This is a genomic window from Hallella seregens ATCC 51272, from assembly GCF_000518545.1.
Classification (GTDB): domain Bacteria; phylum Bacteroidota; class Bacteroidia; order Bacteroidales; family Bacteroidaceae; genus Prevotella; species Prevotella seregens.
On sequence record NZ_JADU01000016.1, the window covers coordinates 17,110 to 41,085 of the forward strand.

The window sequence follows — 23,976 nt, forward strand, 5'->3', positions numbered from 1 at the left end:
AGGCTTTTTTTATACTTTTGCAGCTCAACAACATGAGAGAATCATGAAGAAAACGCTATATAGCAAGTTTGACAAGAAAGAGATTACCGCATTGCCACAAGTCTCTTTTCCCGGACGCATCATCTCCATCATCTCTCCCGGAGAGACGGAAAAGGCTGTGAACTATCTGCTTTCGAGCGATATTCTTGGTGTAGATACGGAAACAAAACCTGCCTTTCATCGTGGAGAACAACATCAAGTGGGCTTGTTGCAGGTGTCTAATCGTACCACCTGTTTCCTCTTCAGACTCAATCTTACGGGTATCACCCCCGCCATCAAACGCTTGCTGGAAGACACCAGTGTCAAGAAAGTGGGCCTGTCATGGCATGATGACCTAAGAGGGCTTCAGGCAAAAGAGCCTTTTGCACCAGGCTTGTTCATAGACCTTCAAGACATGGTGCCACAGATGGGAATCGAAGATCTGAGCTTGCAGAAACTCTATGCCAACTTCTTTGGGCGGAAAATATCCAAGCGGCAACGATTGTCCAACTGGGAGGCTCCCATACTCGATGAAAGGCAGAAGCAGTATGCAGCCATTGACGCCTGGGCATGTATCCATCTGTATGAGGAGATCGTCAGGCTTGAGAAAACACATGATTACGAACTCGTTGTCGTACCAGAGCCGGAGTCTGCTACGCCCAAGGCAAGGGCAAGAGCAACAGGCAAGGATAAGGCGGAGGTTCATCAATCCAAGAAAACAGCGCGAAAGCCAAGGGTAAAAAGTCGGAAGAAAGTCAATTCGGCTGCAAAAACAAACAAAAAGACTGCAAGGAAGAAAGCAGAATTATCAAACCAAGAAAACAAGGATACTCATGTATAAAATCATTTATCTAAAACGAGGAAAGGAAGAATCTTTATTGCGTTTTCACCCTTGGGTGTTCTCCGGAGCCATTTTGCGAGCAGACGAGGGCATCGAAGAAGGTGAAATTGTAAGAGTATCCACTGCCGACGGCGATTTCATCGCCGTCGGCCATTACCAAATTGGCAGTATTACGGTTCGGGTGCTCTCTTTCCGCGATGTCGTGATTGATGAGGATTTTTGGACAAGCCGCCTGTCTTCCGCCTTGCTTATGCGTCAGCGCATAGGTATTGCAGACAATCCGCAGAACAACACTTATCGGTTGGTACATGGCGAGGGCGACCTGCTTCCGGGGCTGGTAATCGACTGTTACGGCACTACGGCCGTGATGCAGGCCCACAGTGTGGGCATGCACCTGTGCCGCAAGCAGATTTGCGAAGCCCTGCTCAAGGTGATGGGCCCTCGTATTCAGCATGTCTATTACAAGAGTGAGACAACGCTTCCCTATAAAGCCCAGCTCAATCAAGAAGACGGTTTTATCTTCGGTTCCACCGAGGACAACACGGCAGTGGAGAATGGTCTCAGATTCCATGTGGACTGGTTGCGGGGGCAGAAGACCGGCTTCTTTATCGACCAAAGGGAAAACCGGGCGCTGCTGGAATCGTATTCCCGAGACAAACGGGTGCTCAACATGTTCTGTTACACGGGTGGCTTTTCGGTTTACGCCATGCGTGGAGGGGCACAACTGGTGAATTCCGTGGACAGCAGTGCCAAGGCCATCGAGCTCACCAATCGTAATGTTGGCTTGAATTTCCCCGGAGACGGACGTCATGAGGCATTCTGTGACGATGCGTTCAAGTATCTTGATGCCAATAACGACAAGTATGACTTGATTGTTCTCGACCCGCCGGCATTTGCCAAGCACCGTGGTGCCCTGCATAATGCTTTGAAAGGATATACGCGTTTGAATGTTAAGGGAATGGAACGGATTAAGCGCGGAGGCATTCTCTTTACTTTCAGTTGTTCGCAAGTGGTGACGAAAGACAATTTCCGCAATGCTGTCTTCACCGCGGCTGCCCAGGCAGGAAGAAAGGTCCGCATCCTGCACCAGCTTCACCAACCTGCCGACCATCCCATCAACATCTACCATCCAGAGGGAGAATATCTCAAAGGATTGGTGTTGTATGTGGAATAAAAATCGTTTCACGATGATTTTCTCCGATTCCATCGAAAGCTATATTCGCCGTCATGACTTGCTGCGTCATGACGGTTTTTACGTCGTTGCACTCTCCGGCGGGGCGGACAGCGTTGCGTTGCTGCGAGTTCTCCTGGCATTGGGGTATCGGGTGGAAGCCGCTCATTGCAATTTTCATCTTCGTGGAACGGAGAGCAATCGAGACGAAGCTTTCTGCGTGGCATTGTGTGAAAGTCTGCATGTAGGTTTGCACCGGGTTCATTTCGAGACAGAAGTCTATGCCCAGGCACACGGAGTATCCGTTGAGATGGCTGCCCGCAACTTGAGGTATCGCTATTTTGAACAGTTGCGGCAGGACATTCAAGCCAATGCCGTGTGCGTGGCCCACCATAGCGACGACCAAGTGGAGACCATTCTCTTGCATCTTTTACGAGGCACCGGGCTTGCCGGGTTACAGGGAATGAAGCCGCGTAACGGAACCGTCGTCCGGCCATTGCTGTCGGTGTCGCGCCAGCAAATCCTCGACTATCTTACAGGGCTCTCCCAATCGTATGTGACAGACAGCACAAATCTGGAAGACAACGTGAAGCGCAACAAGTTACGTCTTCGTGTTCTTCCCTTGCTCGAAGAGATAAACTCATCGGCCAGAGAGCATATCCTGCACATGTCCGAGCACCTGCAAGAGGCGGCGGCCATCGTAGATCATGCCGTATCGGATGTTCTCAAGGCGATTCGATTGGACGGTGACGGCTATGATTTAAGGCGTTTGGCCTCCTACCCCGCCCCACACTATGTGCTGTGGCATTTGCTGCACGGCCGTGGGTTTAACCCAACCCAGATCGATGAAATCGCTCGTCACGGACTTGAGCATGGCACGTGGAAGTCGGCAACAACGGTTGTTTTGATCCATCAAGGACAACTTTATATACTGGACAGGGAATCGTGGGAGACCCTGCCCCCCATGCTTGTCATTCCCGAAACAGGCGTTTATGTTTATCCCGGCGGCACTAAGGGAGAGAGTGAAACCAGATTCCGGCTTTGCGTGGAAGACGTAACACCAGATTTCATCATCCGTAAATCGCCGGACGTTGCAGCCGTAGACGCGGCGCGAATACGGTTTCCTTTAACGTTGCGCACGGTGCAAACGGGCGACCGTTTCAGCCCTTTCGGCATGCGAGGAACCAAGTTGGTCTGTGATTTCCTCAAGGACAGGAAGATTCCTTTCCCGGCACGGCGTCATCAATTGGTGCTGACAGACGCACAGGGAAACATCATCTGGGTTGTAGGTCTGCGCATAGACAATCGCTTCGCCATTGTGCCAGGGCGGTCTCAACGTGCCCTGATGATCTCCCGTTGAGGCCCGTATCTGAAAGATTCTGCTGTTTTTCGCATAATTTAAGCCACAGTATGGCACCGTTTGCGAAATATTCTTTATTTTTGTTGAGTCAATCATCAATTCATCTATTTAATCTCAACATCTATGTTTACAGACGCAGACAGAAAACAGATTGAGGGGCGTGGAATGACCATGGCCCAGGTTGAGCATCAGTTGGAGCAGTTTGCCACTGGATTTCCTTTCCTTCGGATAGAGGCCCCTGCCTCTGTGGGTAAAGGCGTTGTAGCCCCTGACGAGCAAGCCTGTCAGCATGCCGTCAAAGCATGGGAGGCTTACAAGGCCGAAGGGCACAAGGTGGTCAAGTTTGTACCAGCCTCCGGAGCTGCCAGCCGAATGTTCAAGGACATGTTTGCTTTCCTTGGCTCCGATTATGATACACCGACAACCGACTTTGAGAAAAAGTTTTTCCAAGACATTCATCAGTTTGCTTTTTACGAGGCCCTGGATGCCCAATGCGTGGCCAACAATGGCAAGACGATAGACCAGCTCATCGCTTCCGGCCAATTTAAGACGGTTGTCGCCAACATGTTGAACCCCGAGGGACTCAATTATGGACAGTTGCCTAAAGGTATGCTTCTGTTCCATCAATATGAAGATGGGGCGCGTACACCGATGGAGGAGCATCTGGTGGAGGCAGCCCTCTATGCAGAATCCCAAGGCGAGGCCTGTGTTCACTTCACGGTTTCTCACGACCATCTGCCCCTCTTTAAGCAACAGGTCGCAGAGAAGCAAGGCGCATACGAAAAGAAGTTTGGCATTCATTATCAAATCTCTTTCTCAGAGCAGAAGCCGAGTACAGATACCATTGCCGCCAATCCAGACAACACACCATTCCGCAATGAAAACGGAACGTTGCTGTTCCGCCCGGGAGGCCACGGCGCGTTGATAGAGAATCTTAACGACATAGACGCTGACATCATCTTCGTGAAGAACATCGACAACGTGGTGCCCGACAGAATCAAAGGCGACACCGTGAGGTGGAAGCAAATCATTGCAGGGGTGTTGGTGCAGCTGCAACAACAGGTGTTTGAGTATTTGCACGTGCTTGACAGTGGGGCCTACAACCATGCCAAGCTCGAAGAAATCATTCGTTTTGTCCAGCGCGAGCTGTGTTGCCGGCATGTGGAGCTCAAGGACCTGGAAGATGCAGAACTCGTAGTCTACCTGCGTAAAAAGTTAAATCGCCCCATGCGCGTATGTGGCGTGGTGAAGAATGTGGGCGAACCAGGCGGCGGTCCTTTCATGGCATACAATCCGGATGGCAGTGTGAGTCCACAGATTCTGGAGAGCAGCCAGATAGACAAGACTAATCATGAATACATGGAAATGTTTGCACATGGCACTCATTTCAATCCTGTAGACTTGGTATGTGCTGTAAGGAACTATCAGGGAGAGCATTTCCATTTGCCCGACTATGTGGATGAGCTTACCGGCTTTATCAGTTCAAAGAGCAAGAACGGCCGCGAACTGAAAGCATTGGAGCTGCCAGGCTTGTGGAACGGGGCCATGAGCGATTGGAATACCATCTTTGTGGAGGTACCTCTTACCACGTTCAATCCTGTCAAGACCGTCAACGATTTGCTGCGTGATACGCATCAGTAACCACCAGCTTTTACAATCCATTTGTGCATGTCCCCGTCGCTTCATCCGAGGTGGCGGGGACATGTGCTTACAGTTGATGGGCAAGGCAAATCCCATCACATGCCAATTTTCAATAAACTATGCCTGATTTTGTTTTGCGATTCGACGAAAATCCATTAATTTTGCAAGGAGAATCAGTAGTTTAAAATTGAGAATGGCAAGAAAGAAAAGCGGGCGTAGGACAAAGAATTTTGGCGAAGCCATCGGCATACGGAATATATGGGGCAACGAGACCACAGACTTCTTTTTAGGACTTCTTCTAATGGCATTTGCCATTTACATGGTTATTGCCATGGTGTCCTATCTCTCAACGGGGCAGGCTGACCAAAGCATGCTCGAGGGAATGCGCCCGGGCGAATGGACTAATACGAATCATGAGTTTACCAATTATTGCGGTTCACTTGGTGCCTTGCTGTCTTATTTTCTGATTACTGCCAATTTTGGTCTGCCCTCGTTTCTCATTCCGGCTTTCTTGCTGCTGGTCTCGCTTCAGCTGATGCGGGCATATCGGGTGAATCTGCTGAAGTGGTTCTTCGGCATGGCTTTGGTTATGGTATGGACATCTGTAACTTTTGCCAAATTCGTAACCCCTTTCATGAGCAACCAAGTTTACAATCCAGGTGGCAATCACGGGCTTTTTTGCGTTCAGAAGCTGGAGAATCTGATAGGACCTCCGGGCCTCACAGCGGTATTGCTTATCGTGGCACTTGCATTCCTGACCTATTTGAGTGCGGAGACAATAGAAGTGATTCGCAAGGCCATAAACCCCGTAAGGTATATTACGGATAAGGTGAAACTGACTGTCACCAACCACGAGCATACCGAGGAGCATCAGTCTGCAGACGATATATTTGAGGTGCAAGATGACGGCGAACAGGAGGGAGACGCTCAGTCTGACGCCGAAGTATCTCCCACAGTGGTCGATCTCACCGACATGGCCCAAGCCCACAAGGAACCGGCTGCCAATGTCGCTTCACTTGATCCGGCTGCTGCCAATGCAGGGCATTCCTCCTCCGAGCCAGAGAATCAACTTGTGGTCGATGCTGTTCACTCTGAAGATTTGGCGGCAGGCAAGGTTCTTGCGGGCGATGACCGTCTGGATACCCCTATCAATCCTTGGGAACCTTTCACCAAATATAAGTTTCCTACCTGCGAGTTGTTGAAGAAATACAACAACAAACCAGTCATTGACATGGATGAAATCAAGGCCAATAACGCACGCATTGTAGAGGTACTCAACAGCTTTGGAGTCAAGATTAGCAAAATCAATGCTACGGTTGGCCCCACCATCACCCTTTACGAGATAACGCCGGCCGAGGGTGTCCGCATCAGCAAGATTCGCGGACTTGAGGCAGATATAGCCTTAAGCCTTTCGGCCTTGGGCATTCGTATTATAGCGCCGATTCCGGGAAAGGGAACCATTGGCATTGAAGTGCCGAACAAGAATCCGCAGATTGTGTCAATGGAGAGTGTGCTCAACACCAAAAAGTTCCAGACCACCAAGATGTCCCTTCCCATGGCTTTGGGCAAGACCATTACCAATGAGGTGTTCATGGTCGACCTGGCAAAGATTCCACACCTGCTTGTAGCCGGTGCCACGGGCCAGGGCAAGTCTGTAGCTCTCAATGCCATCATCTCTTCCTTGCTTTACAAAAAGCATCCCAACGAGCTCAAGTTTGTATTGGTCGACCCCAAGAAAGTGGAGTTCAGCATCTATAATAAGATCACGCCTCACTATATGGCGGCCTTGCCCGAGAACGAGGAAGAGCCCATCATCACAGATGTGCAAAAGGTGGTGCGCACGCTGAATTCTCTTTGTAAACTGATGGATCATCGTTATGACTTGCTGAAAAAGGCTCAGGTTAAGAAAATAGACGAATACAACGACAAATACATTCATCATCACCTCCGACTGACAGACGGGCACGACTATATGCCTTATATCGTGGTGATTATTGATGAGTTTGGCGACCTCATCATGACAGCCGGCAAGGAGATTGAACTTCCCATTCAGCGCATTGCCCAGCTGGCCCGTGCCGTGGGCATCCACATGATTATTGCCACCCAGCGTCCCACCACCAAGATTATCACGGGCAACATCAAGGCCAATTTCCCTGGTCGCATGGCTTTCCGCGTTACTTCGCAGATAGACTCTCGTACCATTCTCGATTGTACGGGGGCCGACCAGTTGGTGGGTCGTGGCGACATGTTGTTCCTGGCGGGTGGAGAGCCGGTGCGCGTCCAGTGTGCTTTTATCGACACACCGGAGATTGAGGCTGTGAACGACTACATAGCCGGGCAGCCGGGCCCTGTCGATTCTATGGAGTTGCCCGAACCCGACGACAATAATGGCGGGATGGGAGGAGCCGCCGGAGGTACCGATTCCAAGAGCCTCGACCCGTTCTTCGATGAAGCTGCCCACGCCATCGTTATCTCTCAGCAGGGCTCTACCAGCATGATCCAGCGGCGTTTTTCCATTGGCTACAATCGTGCCGGCCGCCTCATGGACCAGTTGGCGAGCGCCGGTATCGTGGGAGCCGCCCAAGGCTCCAAGCCACGCGAAGTGCTTATTACTGATGAGAACAGCCTGAATGTGCTGCTGAATCAGATTCATGGTAACTAAATACGCTTGAGAACTGTTTCACAATCTATAATACATTCTTTTAAAAAGATGATGATATGAAGAAAACATATTTATTGATTTTGTTGTCTTTCATAACACTGAGCACGTTTGCCCAGCGGGCAGAAGAGGCGCGAAAGGTGTTGGACAAAACGGCATCCTTTGTGGGCAACCGCGGCGGTGCCACGGCCAATTTCAGCATTTCGGGTACCAAAATAAGTTCTGCCTCTGGTACCATTTCCATCAAGGGCAATAAGTTTTACGCCCATACCGGTGACGCTACGGTCTGGTATAATGGAAAGACACAGTGGACCTATCTCAAGTCTACCAATGAGGTAAATGTCACCACGCCAACCGAGGCCCAGCGCATGCGCATGAATCCCTACACGTTCATCACGATGTATAAGAATGGCTATGCACTCAGCATGACCCAAAAGGGTACAAACTATCAGGTTCACATGGTGGCTCAAAACAAACAACGCTCGGTGCAGGAAGTTTTTCTGACTATCGACAGTCGTAGCTATAAGCCAAGCACCATCAAGATGCGCGAGGGGCAGAAATGGATGACTATATCCATCTCCAACTTCCGCACCGGCAAACTGTCCAATGAACTGTTTGTATTCAAGGCCAAGGACTTCCCCTCGGCCGAAGTCATCGACCTGAGATAAGCCTCCGTCCAGTTTCCCACATCAACCCGTCACCATGTCCCATTTATCTTTCTATCAGCTCTTCTGCATACTGCGTCACCATCGTCGGATCTCCGAGCGTCGTGATGCTATCTTCGAGTCAAACAAGACTGCCAAATGGTTGTTAGGCTTTATGATGACATTCATGGTGCTCTACCTGCTGATGTTTGCCGTCATGCTGTCTCTTGGGGCCAACGCATCCAGCAGATATACAGCTGTCGAGTTTATCATGGGAGCCTCCCCCATTATCATCATGCTTGACTTTTGGGGGCGCTTCGTAGTTCAGCATACACCGGTTCAGCTCATCCGCCCCTACATCCTGTTGCCCATTCCACGCTTCGTCTGCATAGACACGTTTCTGATTAATTCCCTCTTGAGTTGGGGCAATCTGCTTTGGTTTGTCCTGTTGGTTCCTTTCTGTCTCATGTCTGTAATCTTTGGCTATGGGCCGTTTCCGGCTTTGTCTCTGTTGCTTCTTTATTATCTGCTGTTTCTGGCAGACAGCCAATGGTATTCCATTGCACGCACGTTGATTATCTCTCATCCGTTATGGTGGTTGCTGCCTATGGGTGTCACCGCCCTTGTCGCCCTCCCTCTTCTTCTGGGCAACTGGGCCTCCTTTTTTAGATTCTATGCCCATACCGGAACAGGATTGGAGCACGGAAATATCATTCCCCACGTCGTTGTTTTGGCCTTGCTGACCACCCTGTTCATGATAAACCGTCGATTGCAGTATCAGCAGGTCTGGAAAGAATTGGGGCGTCAGCAGACTTCTACACTCAAGCACGTCAGTCGCTTTTCTTTTTTGGAGCATTTTGATGTATTGGGAGAATATATTAAGATTGAAATCAAGTCTTTGCTGCGCAACAGAAATCCGAGAAAGAGTTTTCTGATAGCGACTGCCGTGGTTATTTTCATCAGCTTCATTATTGTCCTGACAGATGTCTACGACACTGCTACCATGACTAATTTCTGGTGTTTCTACAATTTTGCAATTTTCGGAGTAGTCCTGTTGATTAAGATTATGGGCTACGAAGGCAACTATATGGACTTGCTCATGATACATCATGAAGAGCTTCTCAAATTGCTGACAGCCAAGTATTACTTTTTCTGCTCATTGCTTCTGTTGCCCTTTGTGCTTATGCTCCCCATGGTATTTGTAGGCAAATGGAGCATTCTGATGCTGCTGTCCTACGCAGCTTTCACTGCAGGCTTCCAATATTGCTTGCTCATGCAGGCTGCTGTCTACAACAACAAGAGCATTCCCATGAACGAAAACTTTGTGGGCAAGGGCGGCATCGAGACCAATTACATTCAGATTGTTGGCGAAATTCTCGCTTTCTTGGTGCCCATGGTCATCATCAGCGTGTTGGAGTTAGTGGTGAGTCCAGTCTACGCCTGGTTAGTCATGATGGCTATTGGCCTGGGCTTTATTTCTACCCATCGGTGGTGGCTTCGCAGCATCTATCGGCGAATGATGTTGCGTCGATATGCCAATTTGGAGTCCTTTCGCAAGTAGAAAGGCCCACACTCAGACTTCGAATCAGGTCAACGCAAAGTATATCCAGACCAGTATAGCAATGATGATGGCCGTGCACACCAATCTGAACAGACAGCTCGTCACCTTTTTAATAATAACGATGCCTATGATGATGGCAATGAGTGCAGAGAGATAATAGCTGAAGTTAGAGTCCATATTCTTTTAGGAAGCGTCTTTTACTTGTTCGTGTGTAGGAAGAGTTGCTGGAAGTTTTGGGGGATTCGGGTCTGAAACTCCATGGATTCGTGTGTCACGGGATGATAGAAGCACAACGTATAGGCATGCAGACAGAGCCGGCCAATCGGATCGTCGCCATTGCCGTATTTCATATCGCCACATACTGGATGTCCCATCTCAGCAGCATGTACGCGGATTTGGTTCTTCCTTCCTGTCTCCAGTCTGAATTCCACAAGCGAATATTCTTTCGATTCGTCCAGCACATAGAAATGGGTTACAGCATATTTACCGCCATTCTCCACCTGACTACTATAAGTGAAGTAGGCCTTGTTGTCCTTGAGCCAGCTGGCAATAGTTCCTTCACGGTCTTCCATCCTGCCCGAGAGCACGGCCACGTAACGTCGGTCGTAGACGGTGCGATGCCAGTCAGCTTCGAGTGAAAGCTCTGTCTTCTTATCCTTGGCATAAATCATGAGTCCGCTCGTTTCCCGGTCCAGCCGATGTACTACATGAGCCTGACAGGGCTGATTGGTCTGATGGAAGTAGCCATCAAGCACAGTTTTGACATTCAGACTGCTGTGCCCTGCTGCCATCGAGAGAATGCCTACAGCTTTCTCCACTACAACCAGATAGTTGTCTTCGTAGACAATCTTCACATATCGGCTTTTCAGCGTCTCGTTGCGTTTCGTCTTGCTTACGGCAATCTTCATGCCGGGCTTCAGCGGATAGTCGTGGCGTGTGATGAATTTCCCATTCACTCGGATGCCGTGTCCTTGGAGGGTCGCTTTCACTTTGGAATGGCTGAGACCCACATGGGCCAGAAGCCATTCCAGCAGAGGCGATTCTTCATCCACGACATAGTAGCTGTATTGCCCCTGTTCGCTGTTGTTTGCTTTCATCATGTTTTTTCTTTCTGTCTTGTCTGGATGTAATCCTAATCTTTCCGTTTCCAAATACGGGCAATCTTACGACGAACGACAAAGATATTGCAGATGCTCACCAGCGCAAAAAGGATGATACCAAGTGCCAGTGCCGGGGTCATGCCGCTGCCGTCAATCTCTGGGAAAAGAGTCTCGATGATGTTCATATAATAGTCTCTCACTGCATAGAGTGCCAGCCAGGCCATGAGCAGCACTCCCCCATTCAGGCCAATAGTGAGCAGTTGGTAGGGTCGGGCTACCTCGCCAGGGCTGTAGCCAATAAGTAGCAGGTTTTCCAGTTTGGAAGAGTTTTTCTGAACCAACAGATAGATGCTCAGCATGAGAATATAGAAGCTCAGCAACGAAATCACCAGTCCCACCACCATGATCATCGACACCATCATCTTCAGAAAGTAAGTGGCTTTCTCGGCTTCCAGCTTGTCATCTTCCACTTCATAGCCTTTTTTGTCGATATATTTGGCTACAGTTTCGTCGGCAGAATTGGCCATCTGCATCACAAGTCGGCTTGGTTCTGAGTGGCTGTCGGGGGCAAAATAGCCGTTGCTCCAGTCCATGAAAGCCTGCGGCACAAGGATAGTGTTCAGTCTGCTGGAGAAGCCAATGACCTTGCCATTGAACCTTCCCTTGTGTCCGTTCCCCTGCACAAAGATGTCGAAGTCTATCATGCCCACCAGCCCGTCACTGATTTTGGGCAGCGAACGGCTTTGGGCGAACCCGAAGTTATACATGGCTATATAGGTGCGGGGCAGGATAATGGGCACCTCCGTGGCCCCCGGCTTATAGTGCCAGATACGTGGCGAGGCCTTTACAAATTCGTCTGGGATGCTCTCAAAGAAGAGTTCGGAATTGAGCACATCGGTTCCATTCACCCCCATGTGGGCATCCACCTTGTATTCTGTGGAGGTGAACTTGCCCACTTTATCGACAAACTGTTGTTGCTCCAGCTCGTCAACTTCCGAAACGGAAAAGGTGTTGGTTCGCCCTGAGATGGTATTTCCCGTACCAATCTTCTTGCTCAGTATTACATAGTCGGTCTTCATGAACGAGTCTTCTGCCGTGAACACTGGCATCACGTCCTTGTAAAATTGATACCCGAGCAACACGATGAGCATGCCAAACAGGTTGGCCAAGAAGAATCCGGCCAACTGCGGTATGCTGATATGCTGCCTCAATAACTTCCAAACCAGTTTCATAACTTCAATGTCTTCTCGTAGTCCAGGTTCATGTGCTTGCCAATACTCGTCACAATGACCCCCGCTCCTTGCGCTTTGGCCTCTGCCATCATGATTTCTCCCATGATGCGTGAGTTGTTGTCGTCCAGATGCGAGATGGGCTCATCCGCCAGAATGAAATCGAAAGGTTGCACCAAAGCCCTAATCAGGGCCACGCGTTGCTGCTGTCCAAACGACATTCGTCCTATCTTGGCATCCACTTTGTCACCTATCCCCAACCTATCGAACCAATCCATGATTTGAGCTTCTGTTTTGAATCCAGTGAGCTTATTCTTGATTTGCACATTCTCCATCGCCGTGAGTTCGGGAAACAATCTCAGTTCCTGAAAGAGGTAGCTGATGTGGGTGCGACGCATTCTCACCCAGTCATGTACGCGGAAGTCAGAGGTGTTGCGCTCATCAAACAGCACCGTTCCGCTGTAATCGCGCCGGTAACCCAGGATATAGCTGCAAAAGGTACTCTTGCCTTTTCCCGATTCAGCCTCGACCAAATAGAGTTTTCCTTTGTCAAAAGTCACGTTATGGTTCCACACCTCCGACACCAAATCTTCACGCTGCGAGAATACTTGTGGGATAACCTTCTGTAAATGAATCCTGTCCATCTCTCTATTTCAGTGTATATACAATGGTGTTGAGCTGCCCGAACATAGGTTTCAACAAGGAGGTCACAGCTTGTGCCTTGCTTCCTTGCATAGCCGTGAGATTGATGACCATCACCAACTTCTGCCCTTTTATCTTATTCTGCAGCGTCTGGGCCATCGGGACAGCTGCCGTCCTGATGCTCTGCAAGGCAGCTTCCTTGCTTCCTCCGCTCATATATTGCCTGTCGTCGGTCACACCAAAATAGTAGTTGGTCTTGTCACCATGATAATAATAACAGTCACGTCCCCAGTCGCCAATGAAGCCACCTTGGGGGACGCTCTGCTTCCAGTAATCCACATCTGCCAGCCAATCTGCATGTTTCAGCTGGGCCGCCATCATGAGTTGGAAGCTGTCGCTCCCCAATGAGGGGGTGATAATGGTCATGTCACCGTCAATACTTTTGATGATATTGTCCATGTCGATAGCCGAATTGATGCCTGAGAGCATGGTCTTCAGTCCTCGGTTCCGACGCATCAACTCAATAAATTGTCTGCCGTCTACGTTCAGAAACATACCCACGGCATCTTTGTCGGACATCGTGCCGATGTATTTCCCCTCTATGGGGCGATAAGTCTTTGTGGCCTTTTGCAGGGCCTCGTTAATGCGTTTGTTGAAAGAAAAGGTCTCTCCGCTCATCCAGAGACAGCCGTCTTTCACCTCCAGCGTTGCGGCAATCAAAACCTGCGAGGGGTCTGCATCCTTTGGGGCTCCCAGCGTAAAGGGAGCTACAAACTGTTCGGGCAGTGCGCGGGCTTCGCATACCATGGCCATAGGCGCATTAATAGAGTCCACCTTATTATATATAGGTGTGTGACGGATGCCATTCTCCTCGTCGGCCTTCAGATACTTGGCCATCTGTCCCATCATCTCTTCCCGTGCTTCCGCCAGCACCGGTCCCATGAGCAGGGCAGCCTTGTCCGTATAACCTATTATCCATTGATTGGGCAGGGCTGCGAACTGACAGTCTCTTTTTATCACTATGTCCAGCCCGGCTTTCTTCAAGAGTCCTCCCAGTTTGTCGGGATCCTCCATTTTGGCACAGAGACCAAGATTTCCCTGTGCATCTTCAAAAAAGAAAAGGTTGGCCGAAAGATCTATCCCTGTATGGTCAAGATTCGAGATGTGGAGCAACGTTTTCAGCAACGTCTGGCTGCCGGCACCGCTTAGTTTTGCTGTATTCATCGAAATGAGGAGAGTACTTTCGCTGGGAATGGCATCCAGATAGTCGCTGTCCGAACACGAAGAAAACATCGCAGCCAATATGGTTACGACAAGATAAGCTATTTTTTTCATGATTTACGTTTTGCAATCTGGCTCATGGCCACAGCCATCATTCCCGCGGTCTCGGTGCGGAGTCTGCTGTTGCCCAAGCTCACGGGTTCGTAGCCATGTTCCATGGCCAGCCTCACCTCCTCCGTCGAGAAGTCTCCTTCAGGCCCCACGAGTATGGTTACGGCCTCGTTAGGGGCCGTTTGTTGCAGTTGGTCAAAGAGGTCTTCTCGTTCGATTTCCTGATAACAATGGGCAATCCATTTTTTCCCCTGCCGTGGCTGACGGATGAAATCGGAAAAACTCATCAATCCATTCAACTGGGGCATCCAAGGCTTGCGGCTCTGTTTCACAGCCGACACCACGATGCGCTCCAGTCGAGGCAGTTTGAGTTCCTTGCGCTCAGAGAATTTGCAATTCAGAAAACTGGCTTCGTCAAACCCTATCTCTGTTATCTTCTCCATCATCCATTCCATGCGTTCCATCATTTTTGTGGGCGCGATGGCCAAATGGATGTGTCCGTTCCATGTCTTGCTTTGGGGAAGCGCCTCCACTATTTTATACATGCAGTGCTTGCCCGAAGCCAGCGTCACTTCGGCGCGATAGATGGTTCCCGCCCCATCCATCAGAAAGAACTCGTCGCCACGCTGCAGTCTCAGCACGCGGACGGCGTGATGTGTCTCGTCGGCGGGAAGCTCGGACGACTGGTCTGCATGAGGCACATAGAAATATCTGGCTTCTTTCATGCTTGTTGTTTGTCTTCTGTGGCCCCGTCGTTTTTTCGACTTGCCTGTTGCTGCTTTCGGCGATTCAGTTCATCGCGCAAGTGTGAGGCCATCTCGTAGTTCTCGTTTTTCACGGCTTTTTCGAGTGCACGCTGCAACATTTCATCGTTGATCGTGTTGACAGGCAGGGGAACTCCCGTTGACTCACGGTCGTAGACCGTGCTCTGACGGGCAAACAATCCCTCGTCCATGAGCACGGGTATGTCTCCCCGACTCAGATACAGCAACAGGACGGCATCCGTGGCATAGAGCGGCAATTCTTCCAAAGTGTCGGTATTGCTCAGCACGGCTTGGTATCGCCCGTCGTGCAGGGAGTCGATGTGAATTTCCAGAGAAAGGTCTGTTTGCCACTTGATGAGGTTCTGCAACACTTCGGGCAACATCTTGTCGGTGTTCCCCCGATGTCCCAGGCGCATGCCGAACTCCTCCAGTATGCGTTTGTCGCATGGCACAGCCACCTGACGCTGTTCGGCACTGTCAGTCAGCACCAGCAGCCCCAGCTCTTTTGACCCGACAATCTCGGAGACGCTTTTGAATATGAGTCTAACCCTTGCCATCAGTCGACTGCCACCTCCTCTTTCTTGGGTCGGAATACCAGAGCAAAGGAAAAGCCTACCCCCAAGGCGTATGCTGCAAAGGTGTACCAGCAGGGTTGCCATGCCGTGATGTTGTTCACGGTGTTCACATCCACCACGGCTTGGGCGGCAAACGACCCGATGGTGGCACCCAGACCGTTGGTCATCAGCATGAACAGGCCTTGGGCCGACGAGCGCAATTTGGGATCGGCTGCCTTATCTACAAATAACGACCCCGATATGTTGAAGAAGTCGAAAGCCACACCATAGATAATCATGGAGGCAATGAACATCCATACACCCGATCCCGGGTTGCCGGCACCCAGCAGTGCAAAGCGCAACACCCATGCAAACATGGCTATCAGCATCACATTCTTGATGCCATAGCGTTTCATAAAGAAAGGTATCATCAGGATGCACAGCGTCTCGCTAACCTGCGAAATGGAATAGAGTATCACCGAATGGTTCACGCCGAAAGTGTCGGCATACTCTGGCATGCTGGCAAAGCTCTCAATAAACGGAGTGGCAAAGCCGTTGGTTATCTGTAGACTCACGCCCAGTAGCATGGAAAAGACAAAGAAAATGGCCATCTTCTTCTGGCGGAACAGCGTGAAAGCACGCAGTCCCAATGCATCGACCAGGCTCTTCTTCCCGCCGTCGTGCGAAATGGGACAGGCGGGCAAGGTGAACGTGTAGAGAAAAAGCACTATGCTTAACACGCCACTCACCACGAATTGCATCTCCGTCGACTTGTACCCCATCAGGTCTACAAACCACATGGAACAGATGAAACCGACGGTGCCAAACACGCGAATGGGAGGAAAGTCTTTCACGGTGTCCATATTCTGTTGCACCAGCGCATTGTAAGCCACCGAGTTCGACAGGGCCAGCGTGGGCATATAGAAAGCTACACTCAGAGAATAAAGGGTAAACAGAATGCCAAACGCAGCGTTGGTTCCCGTGCTGTGTCCATACCATGCGGCTGCAAACATAAACAGACCTGCCGCTAAGTGGCAGAAGCCCAGCAACCGCTGTGCCGGAATCCACCGATCGGCAACGATGCCCATCAGGGCCGGCATGAAGATAGAGACAATGCCCTGCATGGCAAAGAAAGGGCCGATATGGGAGGCCATGCCGATGCTGCCCAAGTAGATTCCCATACAAGTCAGGTAGGCGCCCCACACTGCAAACTGCAGGAAATTCATCAGGGCCAAACGCACTTTCAGATTCATTCAGTATTCTTTTTAGAATTCATGCTGCAAACTTACACAAAATAATCGAATTTCATGCCGGTTGCAGGAAAAAGTTGAGGTCGGGGCAATGGTAAAATAAGGAAAGGGGAAATTGCGTTGCCGTGCAATTTCCCCTTTCGTCAAGAGCATGTTTTTAAAATACGAATGTAGTGTTCACATTTGAACTACAGTTGGGGCTTGGCCCCCCTGCCTGACTTTTACCGCCATGCACCTTCGCTGAATCCACAGCGGCAGGTGACAGGGGTGGGTCAATCGTCCCAGGCAGAGAAGCGCGGATTGGCCGTATAGCCGTTTCCGTCTTCCATATCGAAGAACGAATTCCTCTTGGCACCGACCTCGTCATTGTTCGGATCGAACTCATCATTGGAGACGCCAGGGCTTGCCGTAATCATTACTTGTTCTGCCTCGAGGTGGATTTTCTCGGCCATCGGAGTCATATATGTCTTTCTTATCATAATGGTTTCTGCTTGTTATTTGACAATAATCTTTTTGCCCTGATGGATATATACACCACGTGTGGGCTTTTCGATGCGCTGGCCATAGAGATTGTAACAGGCCGCATCTTCATCTTGTTTGGTGTCCAGACCGTCTGCCACCTCGATGCCGGTCGGCGTCAGCTCCTCGTCGCCGGTGATAAATTGAATCTTGGCACCTGCCGGCACGCCCGGAATCTTGGCGTAGGCCTTGTGAACGGGGAAGTTGGGCAGCGGTGAAGTTCTCCTCTTGAAGATACCGCTGTTCTTCGACATCACGTAGATGGGGTCGGTCATAGAGGCAGCCACTGTCTGACTGTTCACGGTGATGCCGTGCATGATGTCGTTGGTCACGTTATAGGTTACGTCGTCATGCTCGCCGATGGCATAGTAGAAGTCGGCTGGTGTGGCTTCCAAGTCGAGCACTTTCAGCAGCACGCCGGTGAAGGCCGGCACGTAACCGTAGCTCCCGGTATAGCCGCCATTCATGTCCACACTCGTCATTTTCACCATGTAGGTCGCGTTTCCGTAGTCGCCGGGGCCCTCTTTCACTTCGCCGACCTTGGCCACGAATGCGCCCATGTCGCCGTTTCCTTTCTCGGTTTTGTACACACTGAGGTCAGTATCAAACTCACGGGCAAAGCTGCCATACTTGTGAGTAATCTCGATGCCCGGAATCCGATAGGAAAGCTGGCCGGTAAAGTTGAACTGACTCTCTTGGTATCCATGCGTGCCTAAATCGTACACCTGCTTGTGCCACTGCGTCTGGTAAGTGGGCAGGGCCGACTTCTTGACGTAGATTTTCGTTGTCGGAGCAAACTCGTTGTAGTTTTCATTGGTCTCGTCCAGCTCAAAGCGGGTGGTGCTCAGCATCTGTTTGGTAGGATTGGAAGCCAGGAAAAACACATTCTTTATCGTAGATGTGTTGGCATTGATATCGGTCTTGAAAGCCTTGGCACCGATGTATTCCACATTCTTTTTCACCACAACCTCTTGCACGGCATTGGTCGTATTTTGGAAAGCATAGTCGCCAATCAGGTTGACGCTGTAGGTTTTCCCGGCGTGTGTCACGGTCTCGGGCACAATGAAAGTATTGTCTGTGCTGCGCACGTCCAGTAGATCCACGCTGTTGTCCGATACCGGCATGTATTCCAAATGGTTCTCTGTGAAAGAGGTGTTGCGGCTCTTGAACTGCTGATAGAACGTCGAAGCGTTGTAATTGCCCAGCAGGTTCTTGCGCACATAGATGTCGATGTTGGCAGGCATGTTCGTTGTTCCGGACGAACCGTTGTCGAAACTGCGCTTATTGTCCTCCTGATTGATGTTGGCCGGGTCGATCATCAGGTCGCAAAGAAACGTAATTGTGTTCAGATTCTTGCAGAGACTGAAGGCCCGCTCGCCGATGGAGGCCACCTTGTTGGGTATTACCACATTCTTCAGGCCCGTACACTCGTAGAAAGCATAGTCGCCAATCATGGTGATGGAAGGAGGCAGCAGCGTGAAGTGGCCGTTGGCCTTTCCGTGCGGGAAGAGGATGAGCGTCAGCTTGTCCTTGGACAGCAGGTAGCCGTCGATGCTTGAATACTTGGTGTTCTCCTTGTGGACGTTGATGTCGGTCAGGTTTTCACAATACTTGAAAGTTTCAGAACTGATGCTCTCCACATTCTTGGAAAGATTCACTTCGGTCAGTGCAGCACAGCCGCGAAACGCCTCTTTCTCCAGCGTCTTCACACTGTTGGGGATGCTGATGGCGGTCAGACCACAGTCGGCCAAGGCTCCGGCCTTGATGGTTGTAATGACGGCATCGTCGTCGAAAGTGGCCGTCTTCATTCTTTCGCAACGTTGGAAAGCATTGGTACCAATGGTTTTGACACCTTTGGGGAACGCAAAACTCTCCAAAAATTTCAGGTCTTGGAATGCGCCGTCTTCTATAGTCTCAAGGTCGCATGCGCCCAAGAAGTTGAAGTGTTTCAGATTGCTCACGGTCTGGAGAACGCCTTTCTTGATGGTTTTCAACTTGGAATTAGCGGCTATATTGATGGTTTCCAAAGCCTTACAATCCGTAAAGATAAGGTTCAACTCCGTCAATGTCGATGGCAGGGTCACTTCCTGGAGCTTGGGATTCCAGCCAAAGGCACCGCTTCCTATTGTAGAAGTGCTGGAAGGCTCCTCAAAAGTAACCGTAAGCAGTTCGCTGAACCCGCCGAAAGCCTGCTTTTTGATGATTTCCACATTGCCGGGAATGGTTAAATGCTTGATATAGCGGTTGGAAGAAAAGGCAAAGTCTCCTACCGTTTTTACGAAAGAGGGGATGGCGTAATTTCCGTCGGCGATAGGCTTTGCCGGTGGAAAGAAGTAGAGAAGTTCCTTGTTGGGCTTGCTGTAGACCACCCCGTCTTCTGCAATAAAGTTGACACAACCGGGAGCGGTTTTGTATTCCTTGATTTGCACACAGCTGGAAATGGCACCCACCGTACCGGGTATTTGAAGATCCTTGGGCAGAGTTACGGTCTTCAGAATCGGGCAGGCATTGATGGAGTTCTCGCCTAATTTGGTGACCTGGTTCATCACGATGCTCTCCATTTTCTGGGCCATATCAATGGCACGCCCGGTAATTTCGGTGATGCCATTGGGAACGACGTAGTCCTTGGTGGGCTTGTTGCGCGGATACTGAACCAGCGCTTGGTTCAAGAACAGCACACCCGCGTCGACCGTGTAAGGGGTCAACCCGCCCGGAGCAATCCCATAGGCCTCCAGAGAGTTGGTCTGCGAGAAGCTTGGATATGTGGTTCTTGCATGTTGCAGGTTGGGTGGCAGCACCATTTTCTTCATTCCATTGGTATTGATGAAGACCGCAGAATGAATGGTTTTTACCGCCGTGTTTACCGTGTAGGTTCCGTCCGGGCTAAGATTGTCAGGATTGGACGGTACGGCAAACAGCTCGGTCTTGTCATTCGTGTAGAGTGCTCCGTGCCCATCATCAGAGAAGCTGGTGTTGCCCGGGTCTACGGTAATCCATGGCATTTTGTTCACCCTGTAAAACACATTGTCGGCAATTTTGGTCACCGAAGCCGGAATGTTCAATGCCGTCAGATAGGCCGACCTGAAAGAAGAGTATGCAATTTCCGTGATCCCTTCGGGCAGTGTCACCGCAGTAATATTACGGCAATAGAAAGTTTCATTGCCTCCTACTTTGGTTACGGTAAAAGTAACGCCCTTGCCGTCGCTCCAAGTTGCAGGAATGGTAACGGGCCCACTAACGTTGTCTTCTACGCCTACGAAAGACAATTTGTTGGCACCCACATCTATCACCTGATAGATAATTCCATCGTTCCTTACGATTTCATTCAATGTGTAAGCCAGGAGTTGTGCGGGAAATGCCACAAACAACAGGCTTAACAACAGCTGTTTTGCTTGTTTCATTTTAATAATAAGTTGTATTTATATCTATAATATCTCTTCGTCTACACCAATCTTTGGAACCGATTATGTTTTTCAACCATTGATTGGAGGCATATTTCTGAATGGCGGGACAAAGGTAACCGATTTCCATGACAGGGTTGTTATCCAAAAGGGATTGATAATTTCCCATAACGGCAAGGAAGTTTCCCTTTTTAATTAGAACTGAATTGAGCTCCGTCTTCCAGCAAAAACGATGTTAATAACATGTTAAACATGTTAATAATATATAACAACGGGGGGGGTGAATGGAAAATTTGTAAATTAGCACAAAGATAAACCGACATGGACAAGGAGAACTTAGACCTAAAAACCACAGTAACGACCTATCAAGAAATAAGAGATTCTATTGCCAATGGGGAACACGGATTTGCAGACAAGTATTTCGCGAATGACAACTATTCCGTGTTACTAGGTGGCAATGCGCTTTTCAAGTCGATGCTGGCCCCCCATGTATCCACGCGTGTAGACTGTGTGCGCGTGGGCATCGTTCGTCGCGGCTCCTGCGCGCCGGTCGTCAACAACCGGCGTTATCCCTGCGGAGAGGGCGACCTGCTGTTCATGAACTGGGGCACAATTATTACTGAAGACCATTTCTCTGTGGAAGCCCAGTTCGACGGCATTGCCATGAACGAGACATACATGAAGCACATCTTTGGGGACGAGCTTCCCCGGGCATTCCTGCTGCCAGCCCAGTGTTTCAAGGTCCATCTCAAGCCGGCAGAGCTGCACATCTTCTGCAACTACCTGGAAACGCTGTTCCATCTGGTCACGTTGATGGACCAGGGCATCGACGTCCGCAACGCCGTACGAACGCTGTTTGCCTCTGCACTACATTTCATCGAGACACTTTATCAGAAAAAGGTGGTGCCGCCCGAGGGCTTCTCTCCCCGTCGCCGACAACTGAACAACAGCTTCATGAAGCTCGTTGTGGCCCATGCACGGCAGCAGCACGAGCTTGAATTCTATGCGCAGCAGCTGTGCATCACCCCTCACTATCTGGGAATGCTCGTGCGTCAGGAGACTGGCGAGACGGCCAAGGCATGGATAGACAGGGCGCTTCTCATAGCCATACAGGTGGAACTGAAGCAGACACACAAGTCGCTGAAAGTGCTGGCGGGCGAATTCTTTTTCCCCTCGGTGAGCTCTTTCTGCAAGTTTTTCAAGCGCATGACGGGTAGCACGGCCACCGCCTACCGCACGGGCGGCGCCATCTGATACCGGCAACAACCGGCGAATCCACAGGATTCGCCCTCCCTTTTCCTTGTGAATGCCAAATGTTTACGGCGTTGTCGCTTTGCGACAACGCCGTAAACACGGCTCGATTTCACCGTAAACGCAACGCGATTTCGCCGTAAAAGAAAAGCGTTTCTGCCGTCAATGCAGGACCGCTTCATCGGAATGCCCGCCCGTCCCATGTAAAGGTGCGGGGCGGCAGGGCGGCCTTCAGACGCGGTTTGTCGGCTGCAAGGGCCACCGGGGCCGTGCCCTGCAGGGTGATTGTGGCCGTCTGCGGTGCGAGTGTGGCGGCCACAAGCACCAGGTCTGTGGCGGTGCGCAGCGCGTCAAAATCGGCCACGGCCATGGTGTCGGGCCGTGTCCAAAGTGCGGTGCGCCAATCGGCCCAAGGGCGGTCGCCCACGAGCTGTGGCTGCTCCAGGGGCTGCCAGTCCTGCGTGTAGAGCGTCAGCTCGCTCTCGGGTTCGGGAGCCAGCCACGTCTTGACCACACAGAGCAGGGAGTCGCCCGTGACAGAGGGCAGCCGCTTGAGCTGCATCACCATCGACTCGTTGAGCGTGAGGCGGATGTAGTCGGCCGTGATGGTGTCCATCTTGCTCTTGCCCTGCAGGCCGTTGTCCACGTCGCCGCTGAGTCCCATGCCGATAAACTCGGTCATCTCCAGCCTGTGGTTGCGGTCGATGTAAGGAATCACGGAGTCAGGCATGGCGTTCCACAGCTCCACCATGGACTTGGCCTGGAGCTGAAGTGCGGCTGCGAGCGACAACAAAAGGAGTATCTTCTTTTTCATGTTTCTGAGGAATGGTCGGGATGAAGTGTGTGGGCGCGGCTACAGATGCCACTTGTATCGGCGGCGGGCGCGCTCGGGTTGGGTCATGAAATCGTGGCTGCCGCCCCCTGCACGGGCCGAGCCGCGGTACTGTCCCCAGCGGGCCCGAATCTTCGACACATAGTCGGCCGTCTCCGCTCCGCGCATGTAACCGTGGCGCACCACGGGGTCGTTGTAGCCGGCCGGCGTGCCGAGCTTGAGCACAAACTCCTCCACTTCGGCCCAGCTATGGGGGTTGCGCCCGTTTTTCCGGGCCAGGGCCATGGCGTCGCGGATGTGGAAATGGCCGCCGTTGTAGCTGGCCAGCACAAAGTAGATGCGGTCTGTAGCGGGCACGTCGGCAAAGAGACCGCCCAGCTCGCGTATGTATTTGGCGGCGGCAGCAATGTTGTGTTCGGGGTCGAAGAGGCTGCCCTGGTCGAGCCCCAGGTGGCTGGCCGTGGCGGGCATAATCTGCATAAGGCCGCATGCCCCCGCCCAGGAGCGGGCCTGCGGGTCGAAAGTGGACTCCTGATAGCACTGGGCAGCCAGCAGCCTCCAGTCCCAACGGGCCAGCGCGGCATACTGCTGAAACAGATGGTCGTAGCGCGAAATGACACCCCCGGCACGGTTGAGCATGGGCGAGTAGACGTGTCGGCGGATACTCTTGGTGGAGAGCAGAAAGCGCTCTTCGCGCTGCATGGCGGCCATCATGACGGGCCGGAACCAGCGGTTGAGCGTGTCGGCCAGTTCGCGGTTGCCCGTCTGGACGGCCCAGGCCGTGCGGGCCGAATCGACGCGGGCTCCGGCAAAGGCCACGCCCCGGAGTGTGCGGGGCAGCTGCACGGCCACGATGTCGCCCTCGCCGCGCCTGAGACGACGCACCAGTTCGGTGGTGTCACGGCACACCTCTACCCGCAACGACACCCCCAGCGACTGGGCAAACCGCTCGCAGAGCATGTACTCCACGCCCAGACTGCGCCCGTGGTAATCGTAGTAAGTGTCGGCACCCGAGAGGGTGAGCACGATGAGTTCGCCGTTGTTCACAATGTCGTTCAGGCCGAAAGCAGCCGTTTGGGGAAGCGAGTCTTCGCCCACTGTGGTGCCCCAGGGAGTGGTCTCCCGGTGTGATTGCTCCGTGCAGGAGACCATCACCACGCAGAGGAACAGCAGGGAAAATACAGGGAATAAAACTCGCATACACAAA

20 protein-coding genes are annotated in these 23,976 nt (G+C 51.3%); 8 read left to right on the forward strand and 12 right to left on the reverse strand.

The features are described from left to right. The first annotated feature begins 43 nt into the window (after nucleotides 1–43). From L888_RS0106400 to L888_RS0106430, 7 genes are all read left to right on the forward strand, one after another. A complete protein-coding gene (locus tag L888_RS0106400) occupies nucleotides 44–859 on the forward strand; it encodes a 3'-5' exonuclease (protein WP_027952286.1) in 816 nt (271 codons plus the stop codon). Continuing rightward, nucleotides 852–2,033 (forward strand): class I SAM-dependent rRNA methyltransferase, encoded by a 1,182-nt coding sequence (locus tag L888_RS0106405; RefSeq protein ID WP_027952287.1) that lies wholly within the window; start codon nucleotides 852–854, stop codon nucleotides 2,031–2,033. Before L888_RS0106400 ends, L888_RS0106405 begins: the two co-directional genes overlap by 8 nt. Then, entirely contained in the window at nucleotides 2,023–3,390 is a 1,368-nt protein-coding gene (tilS, locus tag L888_RS0106410) for a tRNA lysidine(34) synthetase TilS (protein ID WP_084567347.1), read from the forward strand. The genes L888_RS0106405 and tilS overlap by 11 nt, the downstream gene beginning before the upstream one ends. Before the next feature lie 123 nt (nucleotides 3,391–3,513). Next, nucleotides 3,514–5,031: a DUF4301 family protein gene (locus L888_RS0106415; RefSeq protein WP_027952289.1), complete on the forward strand. Its 1,518-nt coding sequence runs from the start codon at nucleotides 3,514–3,516 to the stop codon at nucleotides 5,029–5,031. A 193-nt stretch (nucleotides 5,032–5,224) separates the two neighbouring features. Beyond that, nucleotides 5,225–7,693, forward strand: coding sequence for an FtsK/SpoIIIE family DNA translocase (locus L888_RS0106420; RefSeq protein ID WP_027952290.1), 2,469 nt, complete (start codon nucleotides 5,225–5,227; stop codon nucleotides 7,691–7,693). Between the two features lie 56 nt (nucleotides 7,694–7,749). After that, on the forward strand, nucleotides 7,750–8,358 hold the full coding sequence (locus L888_RS0106425; RefSeq protein ID WP_027952291.1) for a LolA-like putative outer membrane lipoprotein chaperone: 609 nt from the start codon (nucleotides 7,750–7,752) through the stop codon (nucleotides 8,356–8,358). A gap of 34 nt (nucleotides 8,359–8,392) precedes the next feature. Then, the gene (locus tag L888_RS0106430) at nucleotides 8,393–9,895 is read left to right on the forward strand and encodes a DUF5687 family protein (protein ID WP_027952292.1); all 1,503 of its coding nucleotides are present in this window, start codon (nucleotides 8,393–8,395) and stop codon (nucleotides 9,893–9,895) included. 24 nt (nucleotides 9,896–9,919) lie between these two features. Here the strand turns inward: L888_RS0106430 and L888_RS14650 are convergent, their stop codons facing one another. The 10 genes from L888_RS14650 to L888_RS0106480 all read right to left on the reverse strand — a co-directional run bounded on the left by L888_RS14650 (nucleotide 9,920) and on the right by L888_RS0106480 (nucleotide 20,686). Continuing rightward, nucleotides 9,920–10,072 (reverse strand): hypothetical protein, encoded by a 153-nt coding sequence (locus L888_RS14650; protein ID WP_005843338.1) that lies wholly within the window; start codon nucleotides 10,070–10,072, stop codon nucleotides 9,920–9,922. A 20-nt stretch (nucleotides 10,073–10,092) separates the two neighbouring features. After that, the gene (locus L888_RS0106440; protein WP_044248851.1) at nucleotides 10,093–10,992 is read right to left on the reverse strand and encodes an RluA family pseudouridine synthase; all 900 of its coding nucleotides are present in this window, start codon (nucleotides 10,990–10,992) and stop codon (nucleotides 10,093–10,095) included. Between the two features lie 35 nt (nucleotides 10,993–11,027). After that, entirely contained in the window at nucleotides 11,028–12,227 is a 1,200-nt protein-coding gene (locus L888_RS0106445) for a cell division FtsX domain-containing protein (protein WP_027952294.1), read from the reverse strand. Then, nucleotides 12,224–12,868 (reverse strand): ATP-binding cassette domain-containing protein, encoded by a 645-nt coding sequence (locus L888_RS0106450; RefSeq protein ID WP_027952295.1) that lies wholly within the window; start codon nucleotides 12,866–12,868, stop codon nucleotides 12,224–12,226. Before L888_RS0106450 ends, L888_RS0106445 begins: the two co-directional genes overlap by 4 nt. Before the next feature lie 4 nt (nucleotides 12,869–12,872). Next, nucleotides 12,873–14,201 carry a DUF4836 family protein gene (locus L888_RS0106455; protein WP_027952296.1) on the reverse strand — a complete coding sequence of 443 codons (1,329 nt, stop codon included), beginning with the start codon at nucleotides 14,199–14,201 and terminating at the stop codon, nucleotides 12,873–12,875. After that, nucleotides 14,198–14,923 carry a 16S rRNA (uracil(1498)-N(3))-methyltransferase gene (locus L888_RS0106460; RefSeq protein ID WP_027952297.1) on the reverse strand — a complete coding sequence of 242 codons (726 nt, stop codon included), beginning with the start codon at nucleotides 14,921–14,923 and terminating at the stop codon, nucleotides 14,198–14,200. Before L888_RS0106460 ends, L888_RS0106455 begins: the two co-directional genes overlap by 4 nt. After that, complete coding sequence (locus tag L888_RS0106465; RefSeq protein ID WP_027952298.1) at nucleotides 14,920–15,519, reverse strand: UvrB/UvrC motif-containing protein; 600 nt, start codon at nucleotides 15,517–15,519, stop codon at nucleotides 14,920–14,922. Before L888_RS0106465 ends, L888_RS0106460 begins: the two co-directional genes overlap by 4 nt. Further along, nucleotides 15,519–16,769 (reverse strand): MFS transporter, encoded by a 1,251-nt coding sequence (locus L888_RS0106470; RefSeq protein WP_027952299.1) that lies wholly within the window; start codon nucleotides 16,767–16,769, stop codon nucleotides 15,519–15,521. The genes L888_RS0106465 and L888_RS0106470 overlap by 1 nt, the downstream gene beginning before the upstream one ends. 269 nt (nucleotides 16,770–17,038) lie before the next feature. Beyond that, nucleotides 17,039–17,245 carry a hypothetical protein gene (locus tag L888_RS0106475; RefSeq protein ID WP_027952300.1) on the reverse strand — a complete coding sequence of 69 codons (207 nt, stop codon included), beginning with the start codon at nucleotides 17,243–17,245 and terminating at the stop codon, nucleotides 17,039–17,041. Between the two features lie 15 nt (nucleotides 17,246–17,260). Then, a complete protein-coding gene (locus L888_RS0106480; protein WP_027952301.1) occupies nucleotides 17,261–20,686 on the reverse strand; it encodes a leucine-rich repeat domain-containing protein in 3,426 nt (1,141 codons plus the stop codon). Between the two features lie 321 nt (nucleotides 20,687–21,007). On the opposite strand from L888_RS0106480, the gene L888_RS0106485 reads away from it, so the two are divergent. Further along, the gene (locus tag L888_RS0106485) at nucleotides 21,008–21,940 is read left to right on the forward strand and encodes a helix-turn-helix domain-containing protein (RefSeq protein WP_027952302.1); all 933 of its coding nucleotides are present in this window, start codon (nucleotides 21,008–21,010) and stop codon (nucleotides 21,938–21,940) included. Between the two features lie 175 nt (nucleotides 21,941–22,115). Here L888_RS0106485 and L888_RS0106490 read toward each other — a convergent pair whose 3' ends face one another. Next, nucleotides 22,116–22,751, reverse strand: coding sequence for a DUF3256 family protein (locus L888_RS0106490; protein ID WP_027952303.1), 636 nt, complete (start codon nucleotides 22,749–22,751; stop codon nucleotides 22,116–22,118). A 39-nt stretch (nucleotides 22,752–22,790) separates the two neighbouring features. Beyond that, nucleotides 22,791–23,969 carry an MltF family protein gene (locus L888_RS0106495; protein ID WP_044248835.1) on the reverse strand — a complete coding sequence of 393 codons (1,179 nt, stop codon included), beginning with the start codon at nucleotides 23,967–23,969 and terminating at the stop codon, nucleotides 22,791–22,793. Nucleotides 23,970–23,976: the final 7 nt, after the last annotated feature.

What these genes read in the sequence shown, in the direction of transcription:
- L888_RS0106455 (WP_027952296.1), bottom strand. Translation starts at nt 14,201, where the DNA reads ATGAAAAAAATAGCTTATCTTGTCGTAACCATATTGGCTGCGATGTTT.
- L888_RS0106485 (WP_027952302.1), top strand. Translation starts at nt 21,008, where the DNA reads ATGGACAAGGAGAACTTAGACCTAAAAACCACAGTAACGACCTATCAA.
- L888_RS0106440 (WP_044248851.1), bottom strand. Translation starts at nt 10,992, where the DNA reads ATGAAAGCAAACAACAGCGAACAGGGGCAATACAGCTACTATGTCGTG.
- L888_RS0106460 (WP_027952297.1), bottom strand. Translation starts at nt 14,923, where the DNA reads ATGAAAGAAGCCAGATATTTCTATGTGCCTCATGCAGACCAGTCGTCC.
- L888_RS0106465 (WP_027952298.1), bottom strand. Translation starts at nt 15,519, where the DNA reads ATGGCAAGGGTTAGACTCATATTCAAAAGCGTCTCCGAGATTGTCGGG.
- L888_RS0106430 (WP_027952292.1), top strand. Translation starts at nt 8,393, where the DNA reads ATGTCCCATTTATCTTTCTATCAGCTCTTCTGCATACTGCGTCACCAT.
- L888_RS0106470 (WP_027952299.1), bottom strand. Translation starts at nt 16,769, where the DNA reads ATGAATCTGAAAGTGCGTTTGGCCCTGATGAATTTCCTGCAGTTTGCA.
- L888_RS0106490 (WP_027952303.1), bottom strand. Translation starts at nt 22,751, where the DNA reads ATGAAAAAGAAGATACTCCTTTTGTTGTCGCTCGCAGCCGCACTTCAG.
- L888_RS0106415 (WP_027952289.1), top strand. Translation starts at nt 3,514, where the DNA reads ATGTTTACAGACGCAGACAGAAAACAGATTGAGGGGCGTGGAATGACC.
- tilS (WP_084567347.1), top strand. Translation starts at nt 2,023, where the DNA reads ATGTGGAATAAAAATCGTTTCACGATGATTTTCTCCGATTCCATCGAA.
- L888_RS0106475 (WP_027952300.1), bottom strand. Translation starts at nt 17,245, where the DNA reads ATGATAAGAAAGACATATATGACTCCGATGGCCGAGAAAATCCACCTC.
- L888_RS0106495 (WP_044248835.1), bottom strand. Translation starts at nt 23,969, where the DNA reads ATGCGAGTTTTATTCCCTGTATTTTCCCTGCTGTTCCTCTGCGTGGTG.
- L888_RS0106445 (WP_027952294.1), bottom strand. Translation starts at nt 12,227, where the DNA reads ATGAAACTGGTTTGGAAGTTATTGAGGCAGCATATCAGCATACCGCAG.
- L888_RS0106480 (WP_027952301.1), bottom strand. Translation starts at nt 20,686, where the DNA reads ATGAAACAAGCAAAACAGCTGTTGTTAAGCCTGTTGTTTGTGGCATTT.
- L888_RS14650 (WP_005843338.1), bottom strand. Translation starts at nt 10,072, where the DNA reads ATGGACTCTAACTTCAGCTATTATCTCTCTGCACTCATTGCCATCATC.
- L888_RS0106420 (WP_027952290.1), top strand. Translation starts at nt 5,225, where the DNA reads ATGGCAAGAAAGAAAAGCGGGCGTAGGACAAAGAATTTTGGCGAAGCC.
- L888_RS0106425 (WP_027952291.1), top strand. Translation starts at nt 7,750, where the DNA reads ATGAAGAAAACATATTTATTGATTTTGTTGTCTTTCATAACACTGAGC.
- L888_RS0106450 (WP_027952295.1), bottom strand. Translation starts at nt 12,868, where the DNA reads ATGGACAGGATTCATTTACAGAAGGTTATCCCACAAGTATTCTCGCAG.
- L888_RS0106400 (WP_027952286.1), top strand. Translation starts at nt 44, where the DNA reads ATGAAGAAAACGCTATATAGCAAGTTTGACAAGAAAGAGATTACCGCA.
- L888_RS0106405 (WP_027952287.1), top strand. Translation starts at nt 852, where the DNA reads ATGTATAAAATCATTTATCTAAAACGAGGAAAGGAAGAATCTTTATTG.